Consider the following 20313-nt stretch of genomic DNA (forward strand, 5'->3'; position numbering starts at 1 on the left):
GGCGACATGACACGTGGCCGATGGAAGAACCGAAAAGTCATCGTGGTCCTGGGATCGCTGTGGATCCTGGGATTCGCCGCGTGGGCGTTCCTGCTGTGGGACCTGCTCGCGACGTCGGTCAACGAGGGCGTGCTCGAAGGGCCGCGTGAAGGCGTGTTCTGGACCGCCGCGCAATATCGCAATGCCTATACGCGCTTCGACCGCCAGCTGATTCTCTACGCGACCCACGTGGACGACGACTACGATCACGTGCAGACGCAGCTCGACAGCCTGTCGGTGTCGTTCGGGTTCCTGCAGCGGCCGTCCGAGGTGTCCGAATACTGGCTGCGCATCCCGCGCGCACGCGCCCAGATCGCGGCGCTCGGCGAATTCATGGCGCGCCTGAAGCAGGACGTGCCGTTGCTGCGCGCCGCACCGAAGGACGCGCCGCGCGTGATCGACGAGGTCAATACGTACTGGCCGAAGGTCAACGGCCTCGCGAACGACTTCCGCGCGATCGAGATGGCGCAGCGCGATTTCACGTTCCATCAGCTGAAGGAAAAACAGCGGGCGATCCTAGCGCTCGGCATCATTCTCGGCGTGATCCTGTGCGCGCTGTTCCTGCTGCTGTTCTATACGATGCGCACGCGCGACGACCTGCTCGAGCGGCAGGACGCGGCGCTCGACGCGGAACGCAAGGCGTCCGACCGCGCGTTCGAGATGATCGAGGCGAAGAACGCGTTCCTCGGGATGGTCAGCCATGAACTGCGCACACCGCTGCAGGCCATCTGCGGGTCGATCGAGATCCTGCTCGCGCGGCCGCAGTCCGACGCGAACCTGAAGACGATCCGGCGGCTGCAGAACTCCGCGTCGTCGCTCGAAGCGCTGGTCAAGGACCTGACCGACTACATCAAGCTGCGCTCGACCAAGCGCCTCGCCGAATCCGAGACCGTCGGCATGGCGTCGCTGCTCGCCGAGGTGCTCGATCCGCTGCGTGCGAAAATCACGGCCAAGCGGATCGACGTCGCGCAACAGGTCGAGCCGCACGATCTCGCGATCCGCTCCGATCGCAAGCTGTTGCGGCAGGTGCTGTCGAACCTGATCGAAAACTCGGTGAAGTACACGGCCGACGGATCGATCGACATCGCGATCACGCTCGTCGACGCGCCGGCCGGCCGGCAGCTGAAGCTCGCCGTGCGCGACACGGGCGCCGGCATCGCGAAGCCGCATCTGTCGAAGATCTTCGAGCCGTTCTACCGCGCGAACGACGCCGTCGGCCTGCATGTGGACGGGATCGGCATGGGGCTCGCCGTCGTGCGCGAAATCGTCACGACGCTGCGCGGCCATGTGGACGTGCGCAGCGTCGTCGGCGAAGGCAGCGAGTTCGTCGTCACGCTGCCGGCCGAGGTACCCGATACCGGCGAAACGGCCGGCGACGCGCCCGCGTGGCTAGCCGCCGCCGCGCAACGCAACCGCCGCGCGCTCGTGGTCGACGACAACGACAACGCGCGCGAAACGCTCGGCGCGATGCTGTCGGCGCTCGGTCTCGACGCCGATCTGTGCGGCACCGGGCACGAAGGCGTTGCGCGCTTCGGCGACGCGCATTACGACCTCGTCGTGCTCGATCTCGAGCTGCCGGACCTGAGCGGCTTCGAAGTCGCGCACCGCATCCGGATGGTCGCGCAACCGGACGACGACGGCCGGTTCCCGTCGATCCTCGGCGTCAGCGCGTACGAATCGGCCGAGTTGCGCGAGAACCAGCAGGTGTTCGACGAATTCCTGCCGAAGCCCGTTCACCTGCGCGAACTCGGCGCGCTCGTCGAGAAGCTGCTCGGCTGAACGCGGCGGCCATCCGTCACGGGCTCGCGTGCTTGCGTTCCCGCGCTTTCCATCGCGTACCCTCGCTTACTCGCTTACTCGCTTACTCGCTTACTCGCTTACTCGCTTACTCGCTTACTCGCTTACTCGCTTACTCGCTTACTCGCCGATCAGGTGCAGCACGATATCGCGGCGGTGCGCCGCGCGACGATGCTCGAACAGGTAGATGCCCTGCCAGGTGCCGAGCACCATGCGTCCGTGCTCGACCGGAATCGACAGCTGCACTTGCGTGAGCGCGGTGCGCAGGTGCGCCGGCATGTCGTCGGACCCTTCGGTGTCGTGTTCGTAGCGCGTGTCGTCCTCGGGCGCGAGCGCCGCGAAGTAGCGTTCGAGATCGCGCTGCACCGACGGGTCGGCGTTCTCCTGGATCAGCAGCGACGCAGACGTGTGGCGGCAGAACACGGTCAGCAGGCCGGTACGGATCGCCTGCTGGTCGACGAATGCCCGTACCTGCGGCGTGAACTCGACGAGGCCGCTCCCGTGCGCGTCGACGCCGATGTGCGTGATGGCCTGTTGCATGATGACGACCTCAGGCGAGCGCGGCGAAGCCGTCGGCTTCGATCTGCTTCGCATCGGCGGGGCGCACGACGCGCGCGACTTCGACGCCGTCGCGCAGGAACACCAGCGTCGGCCACAGCTTCACGCCGAACGAGCGACCGAGCGGCCGGCCCGGGCCGTCCTCGATCTTCAGATGCCGCACGGCCGGATGCGCGGAGAACGACGCGACGATCGCGGGCTGCGCACCCGCGCAAATCCCGCACCAGTTCGCGCCGAACTCGATGACGGTGGTACCGGCCAGTGCGTCGACTTCCGCGCGTGTCGGCGCGTTGGCGGTGTAGCGTTGCTCAGTGTCCATCGGGGCCCTCGTGTGCGATTGCGCGACGGCCGCGTCGTGCCGGCGTGGGCGGCGTGCGTGGCCTGCAATCTCCCACTGTAGCGGAAAAGGCCGCGCGATGCCGATGGCCGCCAGGCCGGCGGCCCGCCCCGCTTCATTCGAATGACACGACAAGATGCGGGGCGCCGCACGGTCGCGACGGGATCAGCATGCACACGGATCCCCGCAACGAAGGCCCGACCATCAACGCTCCGCATCGCGTCACCGAACCAACATCCGCTCTCGACGATCGCTCGCGCGACTGTCAGGTTTCCCAGACGACCGGCTGCCCGAGCGCGGCCCACTCACCCGCGCACTGTGCGTAACGCCCCTCGATCGCACCCCGCCGGATCTTCAGCGTCGGCGTCAGCAGCGCATTCTCGGCCGTCCAGGTGTCCTTGACGATGACGAGGAACTGCAACCGCTCGTGCGCGGACGCGCCGGCGTTGACGCGCTCGCGCAGCACCGCGAACTCGCGTGTCAACACCGCCCGGTCGAGCCGGCCGGCCGCGACTGCCATGCGCGTGTCGGCCGACGGCATCAGCAGCGCGAACGGCATGGCCAGCCCCGCGCCAGCGACGCAGACGGCTTCGAGCAGCGGATGCGTCGCGAGCTGTTGCTCGATCGGCGCAGGCGCGACATATTCGCCCTTGAGCGTCTTGAACGCATCCTTGATGCGCCCGGTGATCCTGAGGAAACCGTCCGCATCGATTTCGCCGCAGTCCCCCGTCCGGAAATAGCCGTCTGCCGTCGTCAGCCGCGCGGTCAGCTCGGGTTCCTTGTAGTACCCCAGCATCTGGGTCGGGCTTTTCACCTCGATCTCGCCGCCCGCGCCGATGCGGGCGGCGACCCCGACCTGCGGCCGGCCGACGCTGCCCAGACGCGGGCAGCCGGGAAGATTGGCATGCGAGATCGCGAAGTTTTCGGTCATCCCGTAGACATCGAGCAGTTCGAGACCGAGGTCGCGATACCAGCGCATCAGACTGTCCGGCAATGGCGCGGACGACGTGAAGGCAAGACGCACCTGGTCGAGCCCGAGTTCGCGCAGGATCCTTCGTTTGACGATCCGTCCCACCACCGGCACCGCGAACAGCCAGCGCTGCGTGCGCGGGGCGAGCTTCTCGTTGATGCCGAGATGGAACTTCGTCCAGAGCCGCGGCACCGAGAAGAAGACGGTCGGGCGCGCGCGCTTGAGGTCGTCGACGAAGGTCGCCAGCGAGTCGGCGAAAAACACGCGGTAACCGAACGCGAGCGACGCGACTTCCACCGCCGCGCGCTCGGCCGCGTGGGCGAGCGGCAGATACGAAAAGCCGCGCGCGGTCTGCCGGGTGTCCCAGTGACCGCTGCGCAGCATCGAGAGGTACGCGGCAGCGAGACTGCCGTGCGACAGCACCACGCCCTTGGGCTGCCCGGTCGTGCCCGACGTATAGACGATCGTGGCCGGCTCGTCGAGCGCCGGCAACTGCACGTCGGCGAGCGGCGCATGCGCGGCCAGGATCTCGCTCCACTGGAGGAGGTCCCGACGCGGTGACAGCGGCAGCGCCGCCTGCTGCAAATCCGCCGGCAGGCTCTCGCGAATGTTGGCCCAGTTGTCGTTGATGCCGTCGAGCTTGCCGAGCAGCAGCAGTTTCGCTTCGCTGTGCCCGAGCACGTAGCGCACCGACTCGGCGCTGAATGCCGGATAGAGCGGCACGCTGACCATGCCGGCCATCATGATGGCCAGATCGGCGACGATCCAGTGCGCGCTGTTGCGGCCCAGCAGCGCGATGCGGCTTCCCCTCGGCAAACCAAGCGAGACGAGATACGCAGCCGCGCGACGCGCCTGGTCGCCGACCTCGCCCCACGAGTAATCGACGACCGAACCGTCGGGACCGGGCTGCGTCAGATAGGTGTGGTGGCGACGCTCCGACTCCCACGCGATAAAGCGCTCCAGTACGGTCGCATCATCCGGCAGCGTCATCGCACGCCTCCCTGTCACCGATGGCCCGGTTCGGTTCCGCCGCACGCGCGCGCCCTCCGGGTTCTTGCAGACCAGTCGCAGCGGGTGCAGCCGGGCTCGATCACGCCCTGCGCCCGCAGCAGCCACGCGAATCGCTTCGCGCCTGTTACGCGCATTAGTCAGGAGTTCGACGTTGTCGATGGTTGTCGTCCACGGTATTTCATGATGCCGCGTTACGCAATGCGCGGGTGCCCGAAGCTGCATCGCCGCATCGCGCTCGCCTCCGCAATCGTCACACGAATGGCATTGCCGCGCGTTCGGCTGACCGCGCGGGCCGGCGCACCCAGGCCGATCGGATAAGATACGGCCGGCCACGCCGATTGGCCCATGACCGAACCGACGGAGTATTTTCAGTGATTCAACCGACCCCAGTATTCAAGGACAACCTCGCGCAACTGCCGGCCATCGACGGCATCGCCCGCATCGATCTCGTCGGCGCGAACGGCGACGTGGTCGCCAGCATCGAGAACCAGCCGGGCAAACAAGGCTCGCTCGCGGTGTACAACTACCTGAAGCAGGCATTCGGCACGCTCGATGCGAAGGCGGCCGAGCATGGTCTCGCCGTGTTCGCGGAGCACACCGCCGACGCACGCAACCGCCCGGGCGCGCACCCGAACGTCGATCGTCTGCTGGCGATCGTCGCCGGCGGCGAAGCGCTGCGCATCGACGTGGTCGCGAAGGACTGAGCGACGCGCCGGATGGCCGGCGAGCCGTCGCAGCCGTCGCGCTGCGGCGGCTGCAGACGCACGTGGTCCGATCGCCACGCGCTCGCCGGCCGCACGTCACTTCCGCGCTCGTCCACCTCCGCGGGATTGCCGCGCGCCATCCGCGGTGAACGAATCGGCGCAACTCGCCAACACGTATCGACACAACCGCGCCGCACCTCACGCGCGCCATGCGATGCGTTGCCCGCGCGGCCAGGCCAGCGACCGCCTGTCCCATCCCGGCAGCCTCGCCCGATCATCGACAGCATCCCGAATCATCCCAGTGCATCGCCGCACCGCCGCTGCGCCGCGCGCACGCTGACAGTGCTGCCCCGCCACGTCGCACCGATCGTCGTGACGCCCCCCTCTCCCGCTGCGAACCAGGCCCGTCGCCGCATCCGTCGATATCCGCGGTTGCTGGCATACATATTGCCAACAACGATCTGACGCCGCGTACCGGCGCCTTGCGATGTTCGGACCGATCCCGCCGGCGTCCGACCGGCAATCCGCAGAGGTCACCACCATGACGCGTTTGCGCACCTCCCTGCAGAGCGGCAACTGGCGCTCGCTGCTCGCGTGCTTCCTGTATTTCGACACCGGCTTCACCGTCTGGGTGCTGTACGGCCCGCTCGCGCCGTTCATCGGCAAGGACATCGCGATGTCCGCCGCGCAACAGGGCTTTCTCGTCGCGGTGCCGGTGCTCGCCGCGGCGATCCTGCGCGTGACGCTCGGCAACCTGTACCAATCCGCGAACGGGCGCACGATCGCGCTGATGGGCGTCGTGTTGTCCGCGCTGCCGGCCATCGTGCTGCCGTGCGTGCCCGGCACGCCGTCGTATGCACTGCTGCTCGTCCTCGGCGTGTTCCTCGGCATGGGCGGTGCGAGTTTCGCGGTGGCGCTGCCGATGGCAGGCAGCAGCTATCCGCCGAAAGTGCAGGGGCTCGTGCTCGGCCTCGCCGCGGCCGGCAACATCGGCGCGGTGCTCGACGGCTTCATGTTTCCGCACATCGCGGCCGCGGTCGGCTGGAAGCTCTCGACCGCCGCCGCGCTGCCGCTGCTCGCGATTGCCGGCTTCGCGATCATCGCGTGGGCCGACGACCGCGGCGAAAAATCCGGCAGCGTGCCGCGCGCGCTCGGCGCGTTCGCCATCACGCTCGCGGGCCTCGTCGCGCTCGTCCTGGCCGTGCACGGCGGGCTGTTCGGGGCCGGCAAGACCGGCGTGCTGCTGCTGCCGGTGATGGGCGCGCTGCTCGCGATCGCGATCCTGCCCGCGCGCTACCGCGCGGTGCTCGCCGAGCGCGATACGTGGGTCATCATGCTGATCTACAGCATCACGTTCGGCGGCTTCGTCGGCATGTCGTCATACGTGACGCTGCTGCTGACGTCGCTGTACCAGATGCCGAAGATCGACGCCGGCCTGTTCATGTCGCTGCTCGCCTTCCTTGGCGCCATCGTGCGGCCGCTCGGCGGCTTCATCGCGGATCGCGTCACCGGCGTGCGCACGCTGATCGTGCTGCTCGCCGCGATTGCCGTCGCCGACTTCGCGTTCGCCGCCTGGATGCCGCCGCTGGCAGGCGGCATCGCGTTGCTGATCTGCCTGTACGTCGCCTTCGGGCTCGGCAACGGCGCGACCTTCCAGCTCGTGCCGCACCGCTGGCAAGGCAAGACCGGCCTGCTGTCCGGCATCGTCGGCGCCGCGGGCGGCATCGGCGGCTTCTATCTGCCCGTCGTGATGGGCATCGCGAAGGAAAGCACCGGCAGCTATCAGCTCGGCTTCGTGACGTTCGGCGCCCTCGCCGCCTGTGCATGCGGCGCACTCGTTTTGCTGCGTGCGCAATGGCTTGGCTGGGCCATGCCCGGCGACGCGCGCGCCGCCGGCATACCGGCGCTGCCGGCGCACGGCATCACGCACCTTGCCGAGTGACCGCCGCCGCGGGCCGGAACCACGGCCCGCGCAACCGGAGCGGCCCGTGCCGCGAGCGAAATGTCGAACCGGGGGCGGCTCGCACGGCACGCGTCGCGACCCGCGCGTGACGGTAATCCGCTGACGAATCGATCGCGTCGGCGCCCGTGCACCGACTTGCATTGCGATGCACCAACGTAGGCCGTGCCGCGCATGCACGCGGTGCGCACCCGCCTGCGTGCATCGCACCGGGGCGCGGCCCGACGCCATTGGCATGTCGCTTGCTTTTTGTCTCCTTGACACGCGGGGCGACCTGCACGCTCAACGCCTAGGAGACGTCGGAATGCGGAAGATGAAGCTGGTGATGGTCGGCAACGGGATGGCGGGCGTACGCACGCTCGAGGAACTGTTCAAGCTGGCCCCGGATCTGTACGACGTCACGGTGTTCGGCGCGGAACCGCATCCGAACTACAACCGGATCCTGCTGTCGCCGGTGCTGGCCGGCGAGCAGACGCTCGAGCAGATCGTCCTGAACGATTACGCGTGGTACGAGCAGCATGGCGTGAAGCTGCTGACCGGCCGCAAGGTCGTGAAGATCGACCGCGTGCGCCGGGTCGCGGTGGCCGACGACGGCACCGAAGCGCCGTACGACCGCCTGCTGCTCGCGACCGGCTCGAATCCGTTCATGCTGCCGATCCCCGGGATCGGACTCGACGGCGTGCTCGGCTATCGCGACATTGCCGACACGCAGGCGATGATCGACGCGTCGTCGCACTATCGCCGTGCGGTCGTGATCGGCGGCGGGCTGCTGGGCCTCGAAGCCGCGAACGGCCTGAAGCTGCGCGGCATGGACGTGACGGTCGTCCACCTCGCGCCGACGCTGCTCGAGCGGCAGCTCGACGCGACCGCGGGCGAATTACTGCGCAAGTCGCTGGAAGCACGCGGCCTCAAGTTCCTGATGTCGAAGCAGACCGCCGCGCTGGAAAGCGACGGCCCGGACGGCACGCGGGTGCGCGCGATCCGCTTCGCCGACGGCGACTCGCTCGACACCGATCTCGTCGTCATGGCGATCGGCATCCGCCCGAACACCGAACTCGCGGAAAGCACCGGCCTGTACTGCAATCGCGGTGTCGTCGTGAGCGACACGATGCAGACTTACGACCCGCGCATCTACGCGGTCGGCGAATGCGCGAACCATCGCGGCATCGCGTACGGGCTCGTCGCGCCGCTGTTCGAGCAGGCCAAGGTCGCGGCGAACCACCTCGCGGAATTCGGCATCGGCCGCTACGTCGGCTCGGTCACGTCGACGAAGCTGAAGGTGACCGGCATCGATCTCTATTCCGCGGGCGACTTCCTCGGCGGCGAAGGCACCGAGGACATCACGCTGTCCGATCCGCTCGCGGGCGTCTACAAGAAAATCGTCGTCAAGGAAGACCGGATCGTCGGCGCGTGCCTGTACGGCGACACCGCCGACGGCGCGTGGTATTTCAAGCTGCTGCGCGAGGGCCGCAACATCGCTGACATCCGCGAGACGCTGATGTTCGGCGAGACGAGCCTCGGCGACACAGGGCACAGCGGCGTCACGCACGCGGCGGCGATGCCGGACACGGCCGAGGTGTGCGGCTGCAACGGCGTCTGCAAGGGCACGATCGTCGGCGCGATCAAGGAGAAGGGGCTCTTCACGCTGGAAGACGTGCGCAAGCACACCAAGGCATCCGCGTCGTGCGGTTCGTGCACGGGCCTCGTCGAGCAGATCCTGATGTCGACGCTCGGCGGCGACTATTCGGCGTCGCCGAAGGCGAAGCCGGTCTGCGGCTGCACGGACCGCACGCACGCGGAAGTGCGCACTGCGATTCGCGAGCACAAGCTGCTGTCGGTGCCGGCCGCGATGCACTTCCTCGAATGGCGCACGCCGAACGGCTGCTCGAGCTGCCGGCCGGCGCTCAACTATTACTGCATCAGCACCTGGCCGCACGATGCGAAGGACGATCCGCAATCGCGCTTCATCAACGAACGCGCGCACGCGAACATCCAGAAAGACGGCAGCTATTCGGTCGTGCCGCGCATGTGGGGCGGCGTGACGACCGCCGACGAGCTGCGCCGCATCGCCGATGTCGTCGACAAGTATGCGATTCCGACCGTCAAGGTCACGGGCGGGCAGCGCATCGACCTGCTCGGCGTGAAGAAGGAAGACCTGCCGGGCGTATGGCACGACCTCGGGATGCCGAGCGGGCACGCATACGCGAAGGCGCTGCGCACCGTGAAGACCTGCGTCGGCTCCGAATGGTGCCGCTTCGGCACGCAGGATTCGACGCTGATGGGCCAGCAGCTCGAACGCGCGCTGTGGCGGATGTACGCGCCGCACAAGGTCAAGCTCGCGGTGTCGGGTTGCCCGCGCAACTGCGCGGAATCGGGGATCAAGGACGTCGGCGTGATCGGCGTCGATTCCGGCTGGGAAATCTACGTCGGCGGCAACGGCGGCATCAAGACCGAGGTCGCGCAATTCTTCTGCAAGGTGAAGACCCACGAGGAAGTGCTCGAGTACGCGGGCGCGTTCCTGCAGCTCTATCGCGAGGAGGGCTGGTATCTGGAGCGCACCGTGCACTACCTCGAACGCGTCGGGCTCGACCATGTGAAGGCGCGCGTGCTCGACGATGCCGCCAACCGCGCGGCGCTGTGGGAACGCCTGCAGTTCGCGCTGAAGGACGAGCCCGATCCGTGGCACGACACCGACGACGCGCAGGTCGACCTGCGCCAGTTCACCCCGATCGCCGTCGAGACGGCCGGCCGCTGATGCCGCCGCCACTGCCACCGCCAGGAAACCCTACGATGCCTACTTTCGAACCCGACTGGATCGCGGTCTGCCGGATCGACGACATTCCCCCGCTCGGCGCACGCGTCGTCAAGCGGCCCGCAGGCGCGCCCGTCGCGCTGTTTCGCACCGCGGGCGACCGCGTGTTCGCGCTGCTCGACCGCTGTCCGCATCGCGGCGGCCCGCTGTCCCAGGGCATCGTGCACGGCGAACAGGTCACGTGCCCGCTGCACGGCTTCAACGTCGCGTTCGGCAACGGCTGCGCGCTGCCGCCCGACGACGGCTGCACGCCCATGTTCAGCGTCGCGTGCGACGGCGACGCGGTGCTGCTCAGGCGCAGCGAACTCACGTCGCTCGCGATCGGCGACGACGCATCCGGCGCACCCGCGTGCGCCGCACCGGGACACGCTGCATGACGGGAATGGCCGCCGTACTCGAGCGCGACGCTCGCTCCGACGCTGACCTGCGCGAAACGCATTCGACCTGCTGCTACTGCGGCGTCGGCTGCGGCGTGATCATCCAGACGAGCAGTGATGGCGACGGGCAGCGCAAGATCGTCGGCGTGCGCGGCGACCCCGATCATCCGGCGAATTTCGGCCGGCTGTGCTCGAAGGGCAGCACGCTGCACCTGACCGCCGCGCCCGAACGCTATGCGCAGACCCGTGCGACGCATCCCGAACTGCGGCACACGCGCGACGCGGCGCGCACGCGCGTATCGTGGGACGACGCGCTCGACCATGTCGCCGCGCGCTTCGCGCGGATCGTCGAGCAGCATGGCCGCGACGCGGTCGGCTTTTATGTGTCCGGGCAGTTGCTGACCGAGGACTATTACGTCTTCAACAAGCTCGCGAAAGCGCTGATCGGCACCAACAACATCGATTCGAATTCGCGGCTGTGCATGAGCTCGGCCGTGGTCGGCTACAAGAAATCGCTCGGCGCGGACGCGCCGCCGTGCAGCTACGACGATCTCGATCATGCGGGCACCGTGCTGATCGCCGGCGCGAACCCGGCGTTCGCGCATCCGATCCTGTACCGCCGGCTCGAAGCCGCGCGCGAACGCAATCCGGCGATGAAGGTGATCGTCGCCGATCCGCGCCGCACCGATTCCGCGAGCGACGCGACGCTGCACCTCGCGCTGCAGCCCGGCACCGACGTCGCGCTGTTCAACGCGATGCTGCACGTGCTGGTATGGGACGGCTCGCTCGACCGCGCGTTCATCGACGCGCACACGAACGGCTTCGACGCGGTACGCGACAGCGTGCGCGAATGGTCGCCCGCCGTCGCGGCACAGGTCTGCGGGCTGCGCGCGGACGACATCGTGACGGCCGCGCGCTGGTTCGCGGACGGTCCGTCGCTGTCGCTGTACTGCCAGGGGCTGAACCAGTCGGCGGACGGCTCGCACAAGAACGTCGCGCTGATCAACCTGCATCTGGCTAGCGGCCAGATCGGCACGCCGGGCGCGGGGCCGTTCTCGCTGACCGGCCAGCCGAACGCGATGGGCGGCCGCGAAGTGGGCGGGATGGCGACGCTCGCCTCCGCGCACCGCGATCTCGCGAACCCCGCCGACCGCGCCGAGATCGCGCGGCTGTGGGGCGTCGACGAGATACCGGCGCAGCCCGGCCTGACCGCGGTCGAGATGTTCGACCGGCTCGCCGAAGGCGAGCTCAAGGCCGTGTGGATCGTCTGCACGAACCCGGCGCACTCGCTGCCGAACCAGGCGGCCGTGCGCGCGGGGCTCGCCCGCGCGGAATTCGTCGTGCTGCAGGATGCGTATGCGCATACCGGTACCGCGCCGTACGCCGACGTGCTGCTGCCCGCCGCAACCTGGGGTGAGAAGGAGGGCACCGTCACCAATTCCGAGCGGCGGATCTCGCGCGTGCGGGCGGCCGTCGAACCGTACGGCGACGCGCGCGCGGACTGGCGGATCGCCGCCGAGGTCGGCCGGCGGCTGGAGGCACGGCTCACGCCGGGCCGCGCCACGCTGTTCCCGTATGCGGACACGGAAGCGGTGTGGAACGAGCATCGCGCGACGACGGCCGGGCGCGATTGCGACATCGGCGGACTGTCGTGGCCGCAGCTCGAATCTGCCGGCCCGCAGCAATGGCCGTTTCCGCCGGGCGCCGCGCACGGTGCCGTCCGGCTGTACGCCGACGGGCGGTTCCCGACCGCCGACGGTCGCGCCCGCTTCATCGTGACCCCGTATCAGCCGGTGGCGGAACCCGTCGATTCGCGCTTCCGCTTCGCGCTGACGACCGGCCGGTTGCGCGACCAGTGGCACGGCTGCAGCCGCACGGGCAGCGTGCCGAAACTCTTCTCGCACGCACCGGCGCCGAGCGTCGACCTGAACGCCGCGGACTGCGCACGCCTCGGCATCGGCCCGCACGACTTCGTGCACCTGACGTCGCGCCGCGGCAGCATGCTGCTGCCCGCGCGCGCCGACGACGCGATCGCGCCCGGCCAGGCGTTCACGCCGATGCACTGGGGCGACGAGTTCGTGTCTGGCGTGGCCGGCAATCGCATCGGCGCCGGCGTCAATACGGTGACCTCCGCCGCGCTGGACCCGCACTCGCGTCAGCCGGAACTGAAGCACGCCGCGATCAAGCTGCTGAAGGCCGACCTGCCGTGGCGCTGGCTGATCGCCGCGCGCTTGCCCGCCGACGAGCTGCTGGCGCGGCAGCGCGAGGTGCGCGCGCTGTTTGCGCGCTTCCCGTACGCGAGTTGCGTGCCGTTCGGCACCGACGCCGGCGGCGGGCTCGCATGGCGCGCGGCGGCGTATGAGCCGGTGCCGGTCGCGCTGCACCGCGAGATCGAGGCGCTGCTCGGCTTGCCCGAACATGCGATCGACGTGATGAGCTACGGCGATGCGCGGCGCGGCACCGCCCGCCGCGTGCGCGTGGTCGACGGCGTGTTGACCGCGTTCTCGGTGTCGGGCGCAGCGGGCGCAACCGAGGACAGTGCCGCCGTGCTGCGCGACTACGTCGACAGCGGGGCCGGCGTCGGCGCGATCGGCCGGATGCTGTTGTTCGCGGGGCGCGTGCCGTTGCAGGCGGCGCCCGCACGCGGCCGCGCGGTCTGCAATTGCGTGGGGGTCAGCGAGCACGAGATTCGTGCGGTCCTGTCGGCATGTCCCGCGACCGCGACACCGGCAGAGCGGTTCGCAGGCTTGCAGGCCCAGCTCAAATGCGGCACGCAGTGCGGCTCGTGCGTGCCCGAGCTGCGGCGGATGAGCGCCGAAGCGGTCGTGTCGTAGCGGCCGGTTCAGTCGCGACCGCGGAGCCGCCGTCCGGGCCACCTCGCGGACTCGCGAGTTGACCGCCCGCGGCGGCCTTCCTACACTGACCTCCCTTTCACGCCTCTCCGGCAAAAAGGGACTTCCATGATCGACCTCTCCACGCTCGCGCTGTTCTCCGGCGCGTGTCTTGCGCTGACCGCCACGCCCGGCCCCGACATGCTGCTGATCGCGTCGCGCAGCGTGAGCCAGGGCCGGCGCGCGGGGTTCGCCACGCTCGCGGGCATTCAGTCCGGCACTTACTGTCATGCGCTCGCGGCCGCGCTCGGGCTGTCGCAGCTCTTCGTCGCGGTACCGGTCGCTTACGATGCCGTGCGCTTCGCCGGCGCCGCGTATCTGCTCTATCTCGCGTGGAAGACGTTCCGCTCGGATGCGACCGCGCGATCGCCCGTCGCGTCGCAGCGCCGCCACTCGAGCGCCGCGATCTTCCGCCAGGGCCTGACGACGAACCTGCTGAATCCGAAGATGGCGCTGTTCGTACTCGCGCTGTTTCCGCAGTTCGTGCGCCCCGGGCACGGCTCGATCGCCGTACAGATTCTCGTGCTCGCGACGGTGCTCAACCTGATCGGGCTCGTCGTCAACGGCGCGGTGATCCTGTCCGCCAGCCGGCTGAGCCAGCGGATCGGCGCGCGCCGCCGGCCGTCGAAGCTGCCGCAGTATCTGCTCGGCACGGTGTTCGTGGGGTTGGCCGCGCGGCTTGCGGTCGCGGGCCGGCATTGAGGGCTGGGGAAAGGCGTCGTCCGCGCATCAATCGACGCGACCGGCGGCAGCGTCGCGGGTATCCGCGACCACGCGCAACTCGCTGCTCTCGAACAAGCTCGCCGGCGTCACCGTGCGGCGCTGCCACGGAATCCGGCCGAAATACCAGATCTTCCAGAAGCCGAGCGGATGATCGGGGTTCCGCCGCAGCAACGTGTCGAAGGTTTCGACGTCGCCGAGCACGATCCGCGTCGCATCGCGCACCACTTCGCGCACGAAGCGCGAGCAGAACTGCCGGCGCGATGCGAGATTGAAACCCGTGTCGTAGACCACGCCGATCCGGCGCATCGCCGCGTCGACGAGCCGGCGCCGCTGCGCGGCGTCGAGCGGCTGCTTCAGCCGCGCGATCACGCACGCGCCGCGATCCGAGCGCGCGAGAAATCGCGACATCGTCGTCACGCGCGACAGCGGAAACGTGCTCTCCGCGACGAGCGGCTCGCCGCCGCGCTCGCCGACGACGATCCCGACGTGATTGGTCCACGCTCGCGTCGCACGCGCCACTTCGAGAAACGGCCGCACCGTCACGCGGATGAACACGATGTCGCCGATCTCGGGTTCGACCGGCAACGGCAGCTGGTTCGGATCGGCCGCGCCGACGAAGCCTGGACGCCGCCGGCGTCCGCCCGGCCGGCGGGTGATCGGTGGCCGGCCCCCCGTGTCGACAAGCATGCGGACCTCGCGCGAGTGGACATGGTTGCCAGCATGTCAGCCTCGGCCACATCACGCATCCGCCTCGTGCGTCAGAGGCCCGATCCGCGCCGCCGGTTAGCGAATTTCGATACCCGGCGGCGAGCCCGCGCAACCTTCAGCGATTCGCGCCCAGCGCCACGCGCAGCCGCTCCATCAGCCGCGTGTAGTGCTGCAGCACGTCGGCCTTGTCCGTCACGTTCGCGGTCGAGAACCGCTCGCCCCAGGCCGGCTTCCATTCGTACGTGCCGTGCACGCTGCGGTCGCCGTCGGGCGCGTGGATCAGCGAACGGATCCGCGCATCGCGGCCGGGCCCCGTATGCACCTCGAACAGCGCGTGGATGAACGTGTGATACGCGGCGTACACGTCCTCGTCGAACAGGTAGCGGTAGATGTGGAACGTGCGGTCCAGTTCGCGCTTCGCGCGGATCACGTCGTCCGGCGAGATGTCCTTCCAGTAGCCGATCCACGTGTAGAAGCACAGCAGCGCATTGAGCTGCGGCGCGACCGTGTCATACAGCGTGAGCCGCTTCTCGATCAGCCGCTGGTTGGTCCACTGCACGAGCTCGAGCCGCTTCAGCCGGCGCGCGACGAGCCAGCCGAGGCACGCGACCGACAGCGGCGTCAGCACGCCGAGCACGAGCTTGACGATTTCCAGCGAATTCCACGGCGTGTTGAATGGCTGCATGAATGACCCGACAAGAAAGACGCACCGTCCGGCGCCGGGCGCTGCGCGCATCCGCGCGTGCCCGTCCGGTCGCTTCACGGTTGACCGTTAGTTGCTTGCGCATCGAATCCCGGATGGCGGTGCATCCGGTGTGCGGCGAAGCGGCTTGTCCCGCCAGTTTATCGGGCCATTGTCACCGGCCGATGACCGTCGTTCCATTCGGCCTCGCCTGCCCGTTCAGCGTTACGTCGGCAGCGCCGACGTGAGCTTGACCTTCTGCATCGGGATGTCGGTCTTCACGCTCAGCACGCCCGGAATGCGCGTCAGGGTTTCCATCTGGAAGCGCCGGTAGTCGTCGATGTCGGCCGCCACCACGCGCAGCAGGAAATCGCAGTCGCCGGCCATCAGGTGGCACTCGACGACTTCCGGCATCTGCTGGACGGCTTCGGCGAAGCGGTTCACGGATTCCGCGTCCTGCCCCTTCAGCCACACGCGCGTGAAGATCGTCAGCCCCTTGCCGACCTTCGCCGGGTTCAGCACCGCCACGTATTTCTCGATCACGCCCGCTTCCTCGAGCAGCCGCACGCGCCGCAGGCACGGCGACGGCGACAGCCCGACTTCCTGCGCGAGCTCCACGTTCTGCATGCGGCCGTCGCGCTGCAGCGCGCTCAGGATCCGCCGGTCGATAGCATCCAGTTTCATTGGCATCGAATTCCAAAAAAATCGCAAATTGCTCGTTCAATGCCAAATTCTCCGGAAGATCGGGCCGCAACGCAACCCGATTCGAGTCAAAAAAGCAGACAATCCTCGTCCCGAAGGAGGAGTAATGAGCAGTAGCGTTTCAACGTCGTCCGGGCTTCGCGACAAGCCCGCCTATATCGCCGAGATGGGTCGCGGATTGCGCGCGGCGCTGCCCGTCATGCTGGGTTTCGTGCCGTTCGCGCTGGTGCTTGGCGCACAGGCCGCGCAAAAAGGGCTGAGCCTGTTCGAGGTTCCGATGATGACGGCCCTGAATTTCGGCGGCGGCTCCGAATTCGCGGCGATCCATCTGTGGACATCGCCGCCGCACATCGCGCTGATCGTCGCGATGTCGTTCCTCGTGAATTCGCGCCACATCCTGATGGGCGCAACGTTCGAGCCGTACATCCGGCGCCTGCCGCGCCGCCACGCGTTCGCCGCGCTGTTCTTCATGTGCGACGAGAGCTGGGCGATGTCGCTTGCCGACGCGCGTTCGCGCTCGGCCAAGCACATCAGCGTCCCCTATTACGCGGGCGTGTGCTCCGGGCTCTACCTGACGTGGATCTCGATGACCACGCTCGGCGCGGCGGTCGGCCCGATTATCGGCAACGTGGAGCAATACGGCTTCGACATGGCCTTCACGGCCGTGTTTCTGGTGCTGTTGCGCGGGATGTGGAAGGGCATGCGTGCGAGCCGCCCGTGGTTCGTGAGCCTCGTCGTCGCGGCGGCCACGCATCTGGCCGTGCCCGGCGCGTGGTACGTCGCGGCCGGCGCATGCGCGGGGCTGATCGCCGCGCTGCTGTGGGAGCCGCGCGATGCTGCCTGATTTCGCGACGGTCGCGACCATCGTGCTGATGGCATCGACGACCTACCTGTCGCGCGTGCTCGGCTATGTGCTGCTGCGCAACCGCACGCTCAGCCCGCGGATGGCGTCGGTGATGGAGAACGTGCCCGGTTGCGTGCTGATCTCGGTGATCGCGCCGGCCTTCGTGTCGACGCGTCCGGCCGACCTGCTCGCGCTCGCCGTCACGCTGATCGCGGCGACCCGCCTGTCGATCCTGCCGACCGTCATCGTCGGCGTCGCGTCGGCCGGCCTGCTGCGGCACCTGCTCGGGTAACGCGAATCCGGTCCGCTGCGCGGGCGGCACGTCAACCGGAGAACGGGCGCGCCATGCGCCCGTTTTTGCATCTACACGTTGCGCGCGGCACTGCGTGGCACGACATGCGTCGCGACGGGATGCTAGCCTTGCGGCTGTACCCGCGATGCCTTCCCCTGTCATTGCCTACCTGCGAGGATCGTCCCGATGCAAGAAACCCGCCCGCTGTTCGACCGCGTCCTGCTCACCAACGACGACGGATTCGACGCCCCCGGCCTTGAAGTGCTCGAACAGGTCGCCACCCAACTGGCGCGCGAAGTGTGGATCGTCGCGCCGGCGGAAGACCAGAGCGGCACGTCGCATTCGCTGAGCCTGCACGAGCCGCTGCGCGTGCATCGCAAGGGCGAGCGCCGCTTCGCCGTGCGCGGCACGCCGGGCGATTGCGTCGCGATCGCGGTCAGCCACCTGATGAAGGACGCGCGGCCCGATATCGTGCTGTCGGGCGTGAACCGCGGTGCCAACCTCGGCACGGAGACGGTGTTCTCCGGCACCGTCGGCGCCGCGATGACGAGCATGCTGGTCGGCGTGCCGGCGATCGCGCTGAGCCAGGCGTTCAGCGACCGCAACGCGGTGCCGTGGAATACGGCGCTCACGCACGCGCCGGACGTGATTCGCCGGCTCGTCGCGGCCGGCTGGGACAGCGACGCGTGCCTCAACGTGAATTTCCCGCCGCGCCCGGCCGACGACGTGCGCGGGCTGAAGGCAACGAACCAGGGCGCCGGCACGCTGCAAGGCGTGGAAATCGTGTCGGGGCGCGATCCGCGCGACATCGAATACCACTGGCTGAAACTGGCGCGCGCGCCGCGCGACGACGATGCGGATTCGGAAACGGTCGCGCTCGGCGAAGGCTACATCGCGGTCACGCCGCTGAAGTTCGAACGCACGCACGACGACGCGCTCGCGCAGCTGCGGTCGAACCTCGGCTGACCGGCGGGATCGGCAGGCAGCTTCGCCGCCGGCGCATGACGCCGGCACGGGGCTGCCGTGACGTTCCGCAGCGCCGCCCTCATCGGCGGCCCCCGTCACGTCAGGTTCAATCCCCCGTCGAGCATCACGATCTCGCCCGTCACGTAATCGGACGCGACGAGCATCGCGACCGTCTGCGCGACGTCGTCCGGCGTCGCCGCACGGCGCATCGGCGCGCGCTCGCGCCAGAGCTGCTGCGCGTCGCTCCAGTCGGCGGTCAGCGGCGTATCGACCAGCCCCGGCGCCACCGCATTGACGCGAATCGCCGGCGCGAGCGTGCGCGCGAGCAAACGCGTGGTGTGATTGAGCGCGGCCTTCGCCGCCGCATACGGAATCGACGCACCCTTCGGCCGTGCGCCCGCGTGCGAGCTGACGTTGATGACGCAACCGGCGCGCCCGCTCGACGCGGCTTCGAGCAGCGCGGGCTGCGCTTCGGCGACCAGCCGGAACGGCGCGATCACGTTGATCTCGTGCATCTCGCGCCACACGTCGGGCGTCGCGGCGGCGAGATCGTCGTGCGGAATCACGCGACTGACGCCCGCATTATTGACCAGCACGTCGAGCCGCCCGTGCACGGCGAGCGCGTCGCGGATCAGCCGCGCGCGCTCCGCATCGTCCGCGAGATCGGCCTGCACGTAGACCGCGCCGAGTTCGCGTGCCATCGCGCGGCCCGTGTCGGCGGAGCTGCGCGAATGCAGGATCACCGCGTAGCCGTCCGCCGCCAGGCGTCGTGCGATGGCCGCGCCGATGCCCGACGTCGATCCGGTGACGAGCGCGACGGGCCGATGCATGCGCGCCGCACGCGGCTCGGCGACGGTTTCGGTTTCAGGCTCCGTTTCGGCAGTCGGGACATTCATCGGCGGGTGCGGCGTGTCCATGGCGTGGAATCCTGTCAGTGGCGTTCCCGCATCATAAGCGCGACGACGCACCCGGACGCGAACGTGACGGCCGCCACCACCAGAATCGCGTCGGCAAACCCGAAGCGGTCGGCCATCAGGCCGGCCGACAATGCGCCGATCGCATAGCCGAGATCGCGCGTATCGCGCACGACGAGGAGCGACGGCAGCAGGCCCGCGACCGCGTAGAACACGCCGACGTAGATCGGCGTCGGCCGCAGCCCGTAGCGGCTCGCGATCGCGCTCGGGCATCTGCCGGGCGCACGGAACATTCCGCTCGCGAGCCTTGAAGCGCGCCTCGGCGAATTGCCGGTCGACACCGAAATCGTCGCGTACTGTCGCGGCCCGTACTGCGTGCTCGCGTTCGAAGCCGTCGCCGCATTGCGCGCGCGCGGCCTCAAGGCCGCGCGGCTGGAGGACGGCTTTCCGGAGTGGAAGGCGGCCGGCCTCGCCGTCGTGACCGACACCGCCGAGTGATGCGCCGACCGGCCGGTTACGGCTGCTTCGGCAGGTCGACGAAATCCTCGAGTTCTCCGGCGACGTAAAGCCGCTTGCCGATTCTCGGGTATTCACACACATCGTGTTCGAGACGCTGGCCGACGATGAACAGCTGCAACGGCGCCTCGCCGGTGTTCTGCAACGTGTGCGCATCGCCGCCGCGCGGAAAGCCGAGGAAATCGCCCGGCCCGATTTCCCACGTGCGTTCACCGATCGTGGCCGTGCCGGTACCAGACAGCACGTACACGCATTCTTCCTCGTACAGGTGACGGTGATACTCGGCCGATTCGTGACCGGGCATCAGCGTGAGCAAATGGGCGCCGATTTGCGTGAGGCCGGTCAGGTCGCTGAGCTGCCGTTTGAGGCGAACGGCGTTGGGATTCAGCGAATGCACCGCGCGCGTCGGCTCCATCTTTGCGATATCGGCGGCCTTCAGCAGTTCCCGGGGAGATGTCGTGGACATGGGGATTTCGTCAGCGTGAATGGATCGGTTGAACGAGCCGCCCG

At 68.7% G+C, this 20313-nt stretch carries 18 protein-coding genes and 2 pseudogenes; 11 read left to right on the plus strand and 9 right to left on the minus strand.

Annotation, left to right across the window (positions count from 1 at the left end):
• The first annotated feature begins 6 nt into the window (after positions 1 to 6).
• Positions 7 to 1818, plus strand: a complete 1812-nt coding sequence (gene atsR / locus GEM_RS26450) for a hybrid sensor histidine kinase/response regulator AtsR (protein ID WP_014900493.1) — start codon at positions 7 to 9, stop codon at positions 1816 to 1818.
• Between the two features lie 138 nt (positions 1819 to 1956).
• Here the strand turns inward: atsR and GEM_RS26455 are convergent, their stop codons facing one another.
• From GEM_RS26455 to GEM_RS26465, 3 genes are all read right to left on the minus strand, one after another.
• Complete coding sequence (locus tag GEM_RS26455) at positions 1957 to 2376, minus strand: secondary thiamine-phosphate synthase enzyme YjbQ (protein ID WP_014900494.1); 420 nt, start codon at positions 2374 to 2376, stop codon at positions 1957 to 1959.
• Between the two features lie 10 nt (positions 2377 to 2386).
• Positions 2387 to 2713 carry a thioredoxin family protein gene (locus tag GEM_RS26460; RefSeq protein ID WP_014900495.1) on the minus strand — a complete coding sequence of 109 codons (327 nt, stop codon included), beginning with the start codon at positions 2711 to 2713 and terminating at the stop codon, positions 2387 to 2389.
• Positions 2714 to 2996: 283 nt separating this feature from the next.
• Entirely contained in the window at positions 2997 to 4934 is a 1938-nt protein-coding gene (locus GEM_RS26465) for an AMP-binding protein (RefSeq protein WP_272148413.1), read from the minus strand.
• Positions 4935 to 5083: 149 nt separating this feature from the next.
• Here GEM_RS26465 and GEM_RS26470 point away from each other — a divergent pair, with 149 nt between their 5' ends.
• From GEM_RS26470 to GEM_RS26495, 6 genes are all read left to right on the plus strand, one after another.
• A complete protein-coding gene (locus GEM_RS26470) occupies positions 5084 to 5416 on the plus strand; it encodes a DUF2322 family protein (protein WP_014900497.1) in 333 nt (110 codons plus the stop codon).
• A gap of 541 nt (positions 5417 to 5957) precedes the next feature.
• Entirely contained in the window at positions 5958 to 7358 is a 1401-nt protein-coding gene (locus tag GEM_RS26475) for an MFS transporter (RefSeq protein ID WP_014900498.1), read from the plus strand.
• A 322-nt stretch (positions 7359 to 7680) separates the two neighbouring features.
• A complete protein-coding gene (gene nirB, locus GEM_RS26480; protein ID WP_014900499.1) occupies positions 7681 to 10131 on the plus strand; it encodes a nitrite reductase large subunit NirB in 2451 nt (816 codons plus the stop codon).
• Positions 10132 to 10166: 35 nt separating this feature from the next.
• Positions 10167 to 10565 carry a nitrite reductase (NAD(P)H) small subunit gene (locus tag GEM_RS26485; RefSeq protein WP_014900500.1) on the plus strand — a complete coding sequence of 133 codons (399 nt, stop codon included), beginning with the start codon at positions 10167 to 10169 and terminating at the stop codon, positions 10563 to 10565.
• A complete protein-coding gene (locus tag GEM_RS26490) occupies positions 10562 to 13399 on the plus strand; it encodes a nitrate reductase (RefSeq protein ID WP_014900501.1) in 2838 nt (945 codons plus the stop codon). Before GEM_RS26485 ends, GEM_RS26490 begins: the two co-directional genes overlap by 4 nt.
• 126 nt (positions 13400 to 13525) lie before the next feature.
• The gene (locus tag GEM_RS26495; RefSeq protein ID WP_014900502.1) at positions 13526 to 14158 is read left to right on the plus strand and encodes a LysE family translocator; all 633 of its coding nucleotides are present in this window, start codon (positions 13526 to 13528) and stop codon (positions 14156 to 14158) included.
• Positions 14159 to 14185: 27 nt separating this feature from the next.
• Here the strand turns inward: GEM_RS26495 and GEM_RS26500 are convergent, their stop codons facing one another.
• From GEM_RS26500 to GEM_RS26510, 3 genes are all read right to left on the minus strand, one after another.
• Entirely contained in the window at positions 14186 to 14866 is a 681-nt protein-coding gene (locus tag GEM_RS26500; RefSeq protein WP_014900503.1) for a YebB family permuted papain-like enzyme, read from the minus strand.
• Positions 14867 to 15002: 136 nt separating this feature from the next.
• A complete protein-coding gene (locus GEM_RS26505; protein WP_014900504.1) occupies positions 15003 to 15572 on the minus strand; it encodes a hypothetical protein in 570 nt (189 codons plus the stop codon).
• A 222-nt stretch (positions 15573 to 15794) separates the two neighbouring features.
• On the minus strand, positions 15795 to 16253 hold the full coding sequence (locus tag GEM_RS26510) for an Lrp/AsnC family transcriptional regulator (RefSeq protein ID WP_041490842.1): 459 nt from the start codon (positions 16251 to 16253) through the stop codon (positions 15795 to 15797).
• A gap of 124 nt (positions 16254 to 16377) precedes the next feature.
• Between GEM_RS26510 and GEM_RS26515 the strand changes: the two genes are divergently transcribed.
• The 3 genes from GEM_RS26515 (at position 16378) to surE (ending at position 18373) form a co-directional block, all read left to right on the plus strand.
• Entirely contained in the window at positions 16378 to 17115 is a 738-nt protein-coding gene (locus GEM_RS26515; protein WP_014900506.1) for an AzlC family ABC transporter permease, read from the plus strand.
• Positions 17105 to 17407 carry an AzlD family protein gene (locus GEM_RS26520; protein ID WP_014900507.1) on the plus strand — a complete coding sequence of 101 codons (303 nt, stop codon included), beginning with the start codon at positions 17105 to 17107 and terminating at the stop codon, positions 17405 to 17407. Before GEM_RS26515 ends, GEM_RS26520 begins: the two co-directional genes overlap by 11 nt.
• 186 nt (positions 17408 to 17593) lie before the next feature.
• Positions 17594 to 18373 (plus strand): 5'/3'-nucleotidase SurE, encoded by a 780-nt coding sequence (surE, locus tag GEM_RS26525; RefSeq protein ID WP_014900508.1) that lies wholly within the window; start codon positions 17594 to 17596, stop codon positions 18371 to 18373.
• A gap of 95 nt (positions 18374 to 18468) precedes the next feature.
• Here surE and GEM_RS26530 read toward each other — a convergent pair whose 3' ends face one another.
• Together GEM_RS26530 and GEM_RS31610 are read right to left on the minus strand one after the other, a co-directional pair.
• The gene (locus GEM_RS26530) at positions 18469 to 19290 is read right to left on the minus strand and encodes an SDR family NAD(P)-dependent oxidoreductase (protein ID WP_014900509.1); all 822 of its coding nucleotides are present in this window, start codon (positions 19288 to 19290) and stop codon (positions 18469 to 18471) included.
• Between the two features lie 14 nt (positions 19291 to 19304).
• A pseudogene (locus GEM_RS31610) lies at positions 19305 to 19472 on the minus strand (MFS transporter); the annotation flags it as partial.
• 76 nt (positions 19473 to 19548) lie between these two features.
• Between GEM_RS31610 and GEM_RS26540 the strand changes: the two are divergent.
• Positions 19549 to 19785, plus strand: a pseudogene (locus GEM_RS26540) (rhodanese-like domain-containing protein); the annotation flags it as partial.
• 16 nt (positions 19786 to 19801) lie between these two features.
• Here the strand turns inward: GEM_RS26540 and GEM_RS26545 are convergent.
• Entirely contained in the window at positions 19802 to 20269 is a 468-nt protein-coding gene (locus tag GEM_RS26545; protein WP_014900512.1) for a cupin domain-containing protein, read from the minus strand.
• Positions 20270 to 20313 lie beyond the last annotated feature (44 nt).

The sequence above is a fragment of the Burkholderia cepacia GG4 genome, assembly GCF_000292915.1.
Taxonomy (GTDB): Bacteria; Pseudomonadota; Gammaproteobacteria; order Burkholderiales; family Burkholderiaceae; genus Burkholderia; species Burkholderia cepacia_D.

Bases quoted from the DNA above. Each gene is read 5' to 3' on its own strand.
- atsR (WP_014900493.1), top strand. From the start codon at position 7: ATGACACGTGGCCGATGGAAGAACCGAAAAGTCATCGTGGTCCTGGGA.
- GEM_RS26455 (WP_014900494.1), bottom strand. From the start codon at position 2,376: ATGCAACAGGCCATCACGCACATCGGCGTCGACGCGCACGGGAGCGGC.
- GEM_RS26460 (WP_014900495.1), bottom strand. From the start codon at position 2,713: ATGGACACTGAGCAACGCTACACCGCCAACGCGCCGACACGCGCGGAA.
- GEM_RS26465 (WP_272148413.1), bottom strand. From the start codon at position 4,934: ATGCAGCTTCGGGCACCCGCGCATTGCGTAACGCGGCATCATGAAATA.
- GEM_RS26475 (WP_014900498.1), top strand. From the start codon at position 5,958: ATGACGCGTTTGCGCACCTCCCTGCAGAGCGGCAACTGGCGCTCGCTG.
- nirB (WP_014900499.1), top strand. From the start codon at position 7,681: ATGCGGAAGATGAAGCTGGTGATGGTCGGCAACGGGATGGCGGGCGTA.
- GEM_RS26485 (WP_014900500.1), top strand. From the start codon at position 10,167: ATGCCTACTTTCGAACCCGACTGGATCGCGGTCTGCCGGATCGACGAC.
- GEM_RS26490 (WP_014900501.1), top strand. From the start codon at position 10,562: ATGACGGGAATGGCCGCCGTACTCGAGCGCGACGCTCGCTCCGACGCT.
- GEM_RS26495 (WP_014900502.1), top strand. From the start codon at position 13,526: ATGATCGACCTCTCCACGCTCGCGCTGTTCTCCGGCGCGTGTCTTGCG.
- GEM_RS26500 (WP_014900503.1), bottom strand. From the start codon at position 14,866: ATGCTTGTCGACACGGGGGGCCGGCCACCGATCACCCGCCGGCCGGGC.
- GEM_RS26505 (WP_014900504.1), bottom strand. From the start codon at position 15,572: ATGCAGCCATTCAACACGCCGTGGAATTCGCTGGAAATCGTCAAGCTC.
- GEM_RS26510 (WP_041490842.1), bottom strand. From the start codon at position 16,253: ATGAAACTGGATGCTATCGACCGGCGGATCCTGAGCGCGCTGCAGCGC.
- GEM_RS26515 (WP_014900506.1), top strand. From the start codon at position 16,378: ATGAGCAGTAGCGTTTCAACGTCGTCCGGGCTTCGCGACAAGCCCGCC.
- GEM_RS26520 (WP_014900507.1), top strand. From the start codon at position 17,105: ATGCTGCCTGATTTCGCGACGGTCGCGACCATCGTGCTGATGGCATCG.
- surE (WP_014900508.1), top strand. From the start codon at position 17,594: ATGCAAGAAACCCGCCCGCTGTTCGACCGCGTCCTGCTCACCAACGAC.
- GEM_RS26530 (WP_014900509.1), bottom strand. From the start codon at position 19,290: ATGGACACGCCGCACCCGCCGATGAATGTCCCGACTGCCGAAACGGAG.
- GEM_RS26545 (WP_014900512.1), bottom strand. From the start codon at position 20,269: ATGTCCACGACATCTCCCCGGGAACTGCTGAAGGCCGCCGATATCGCA.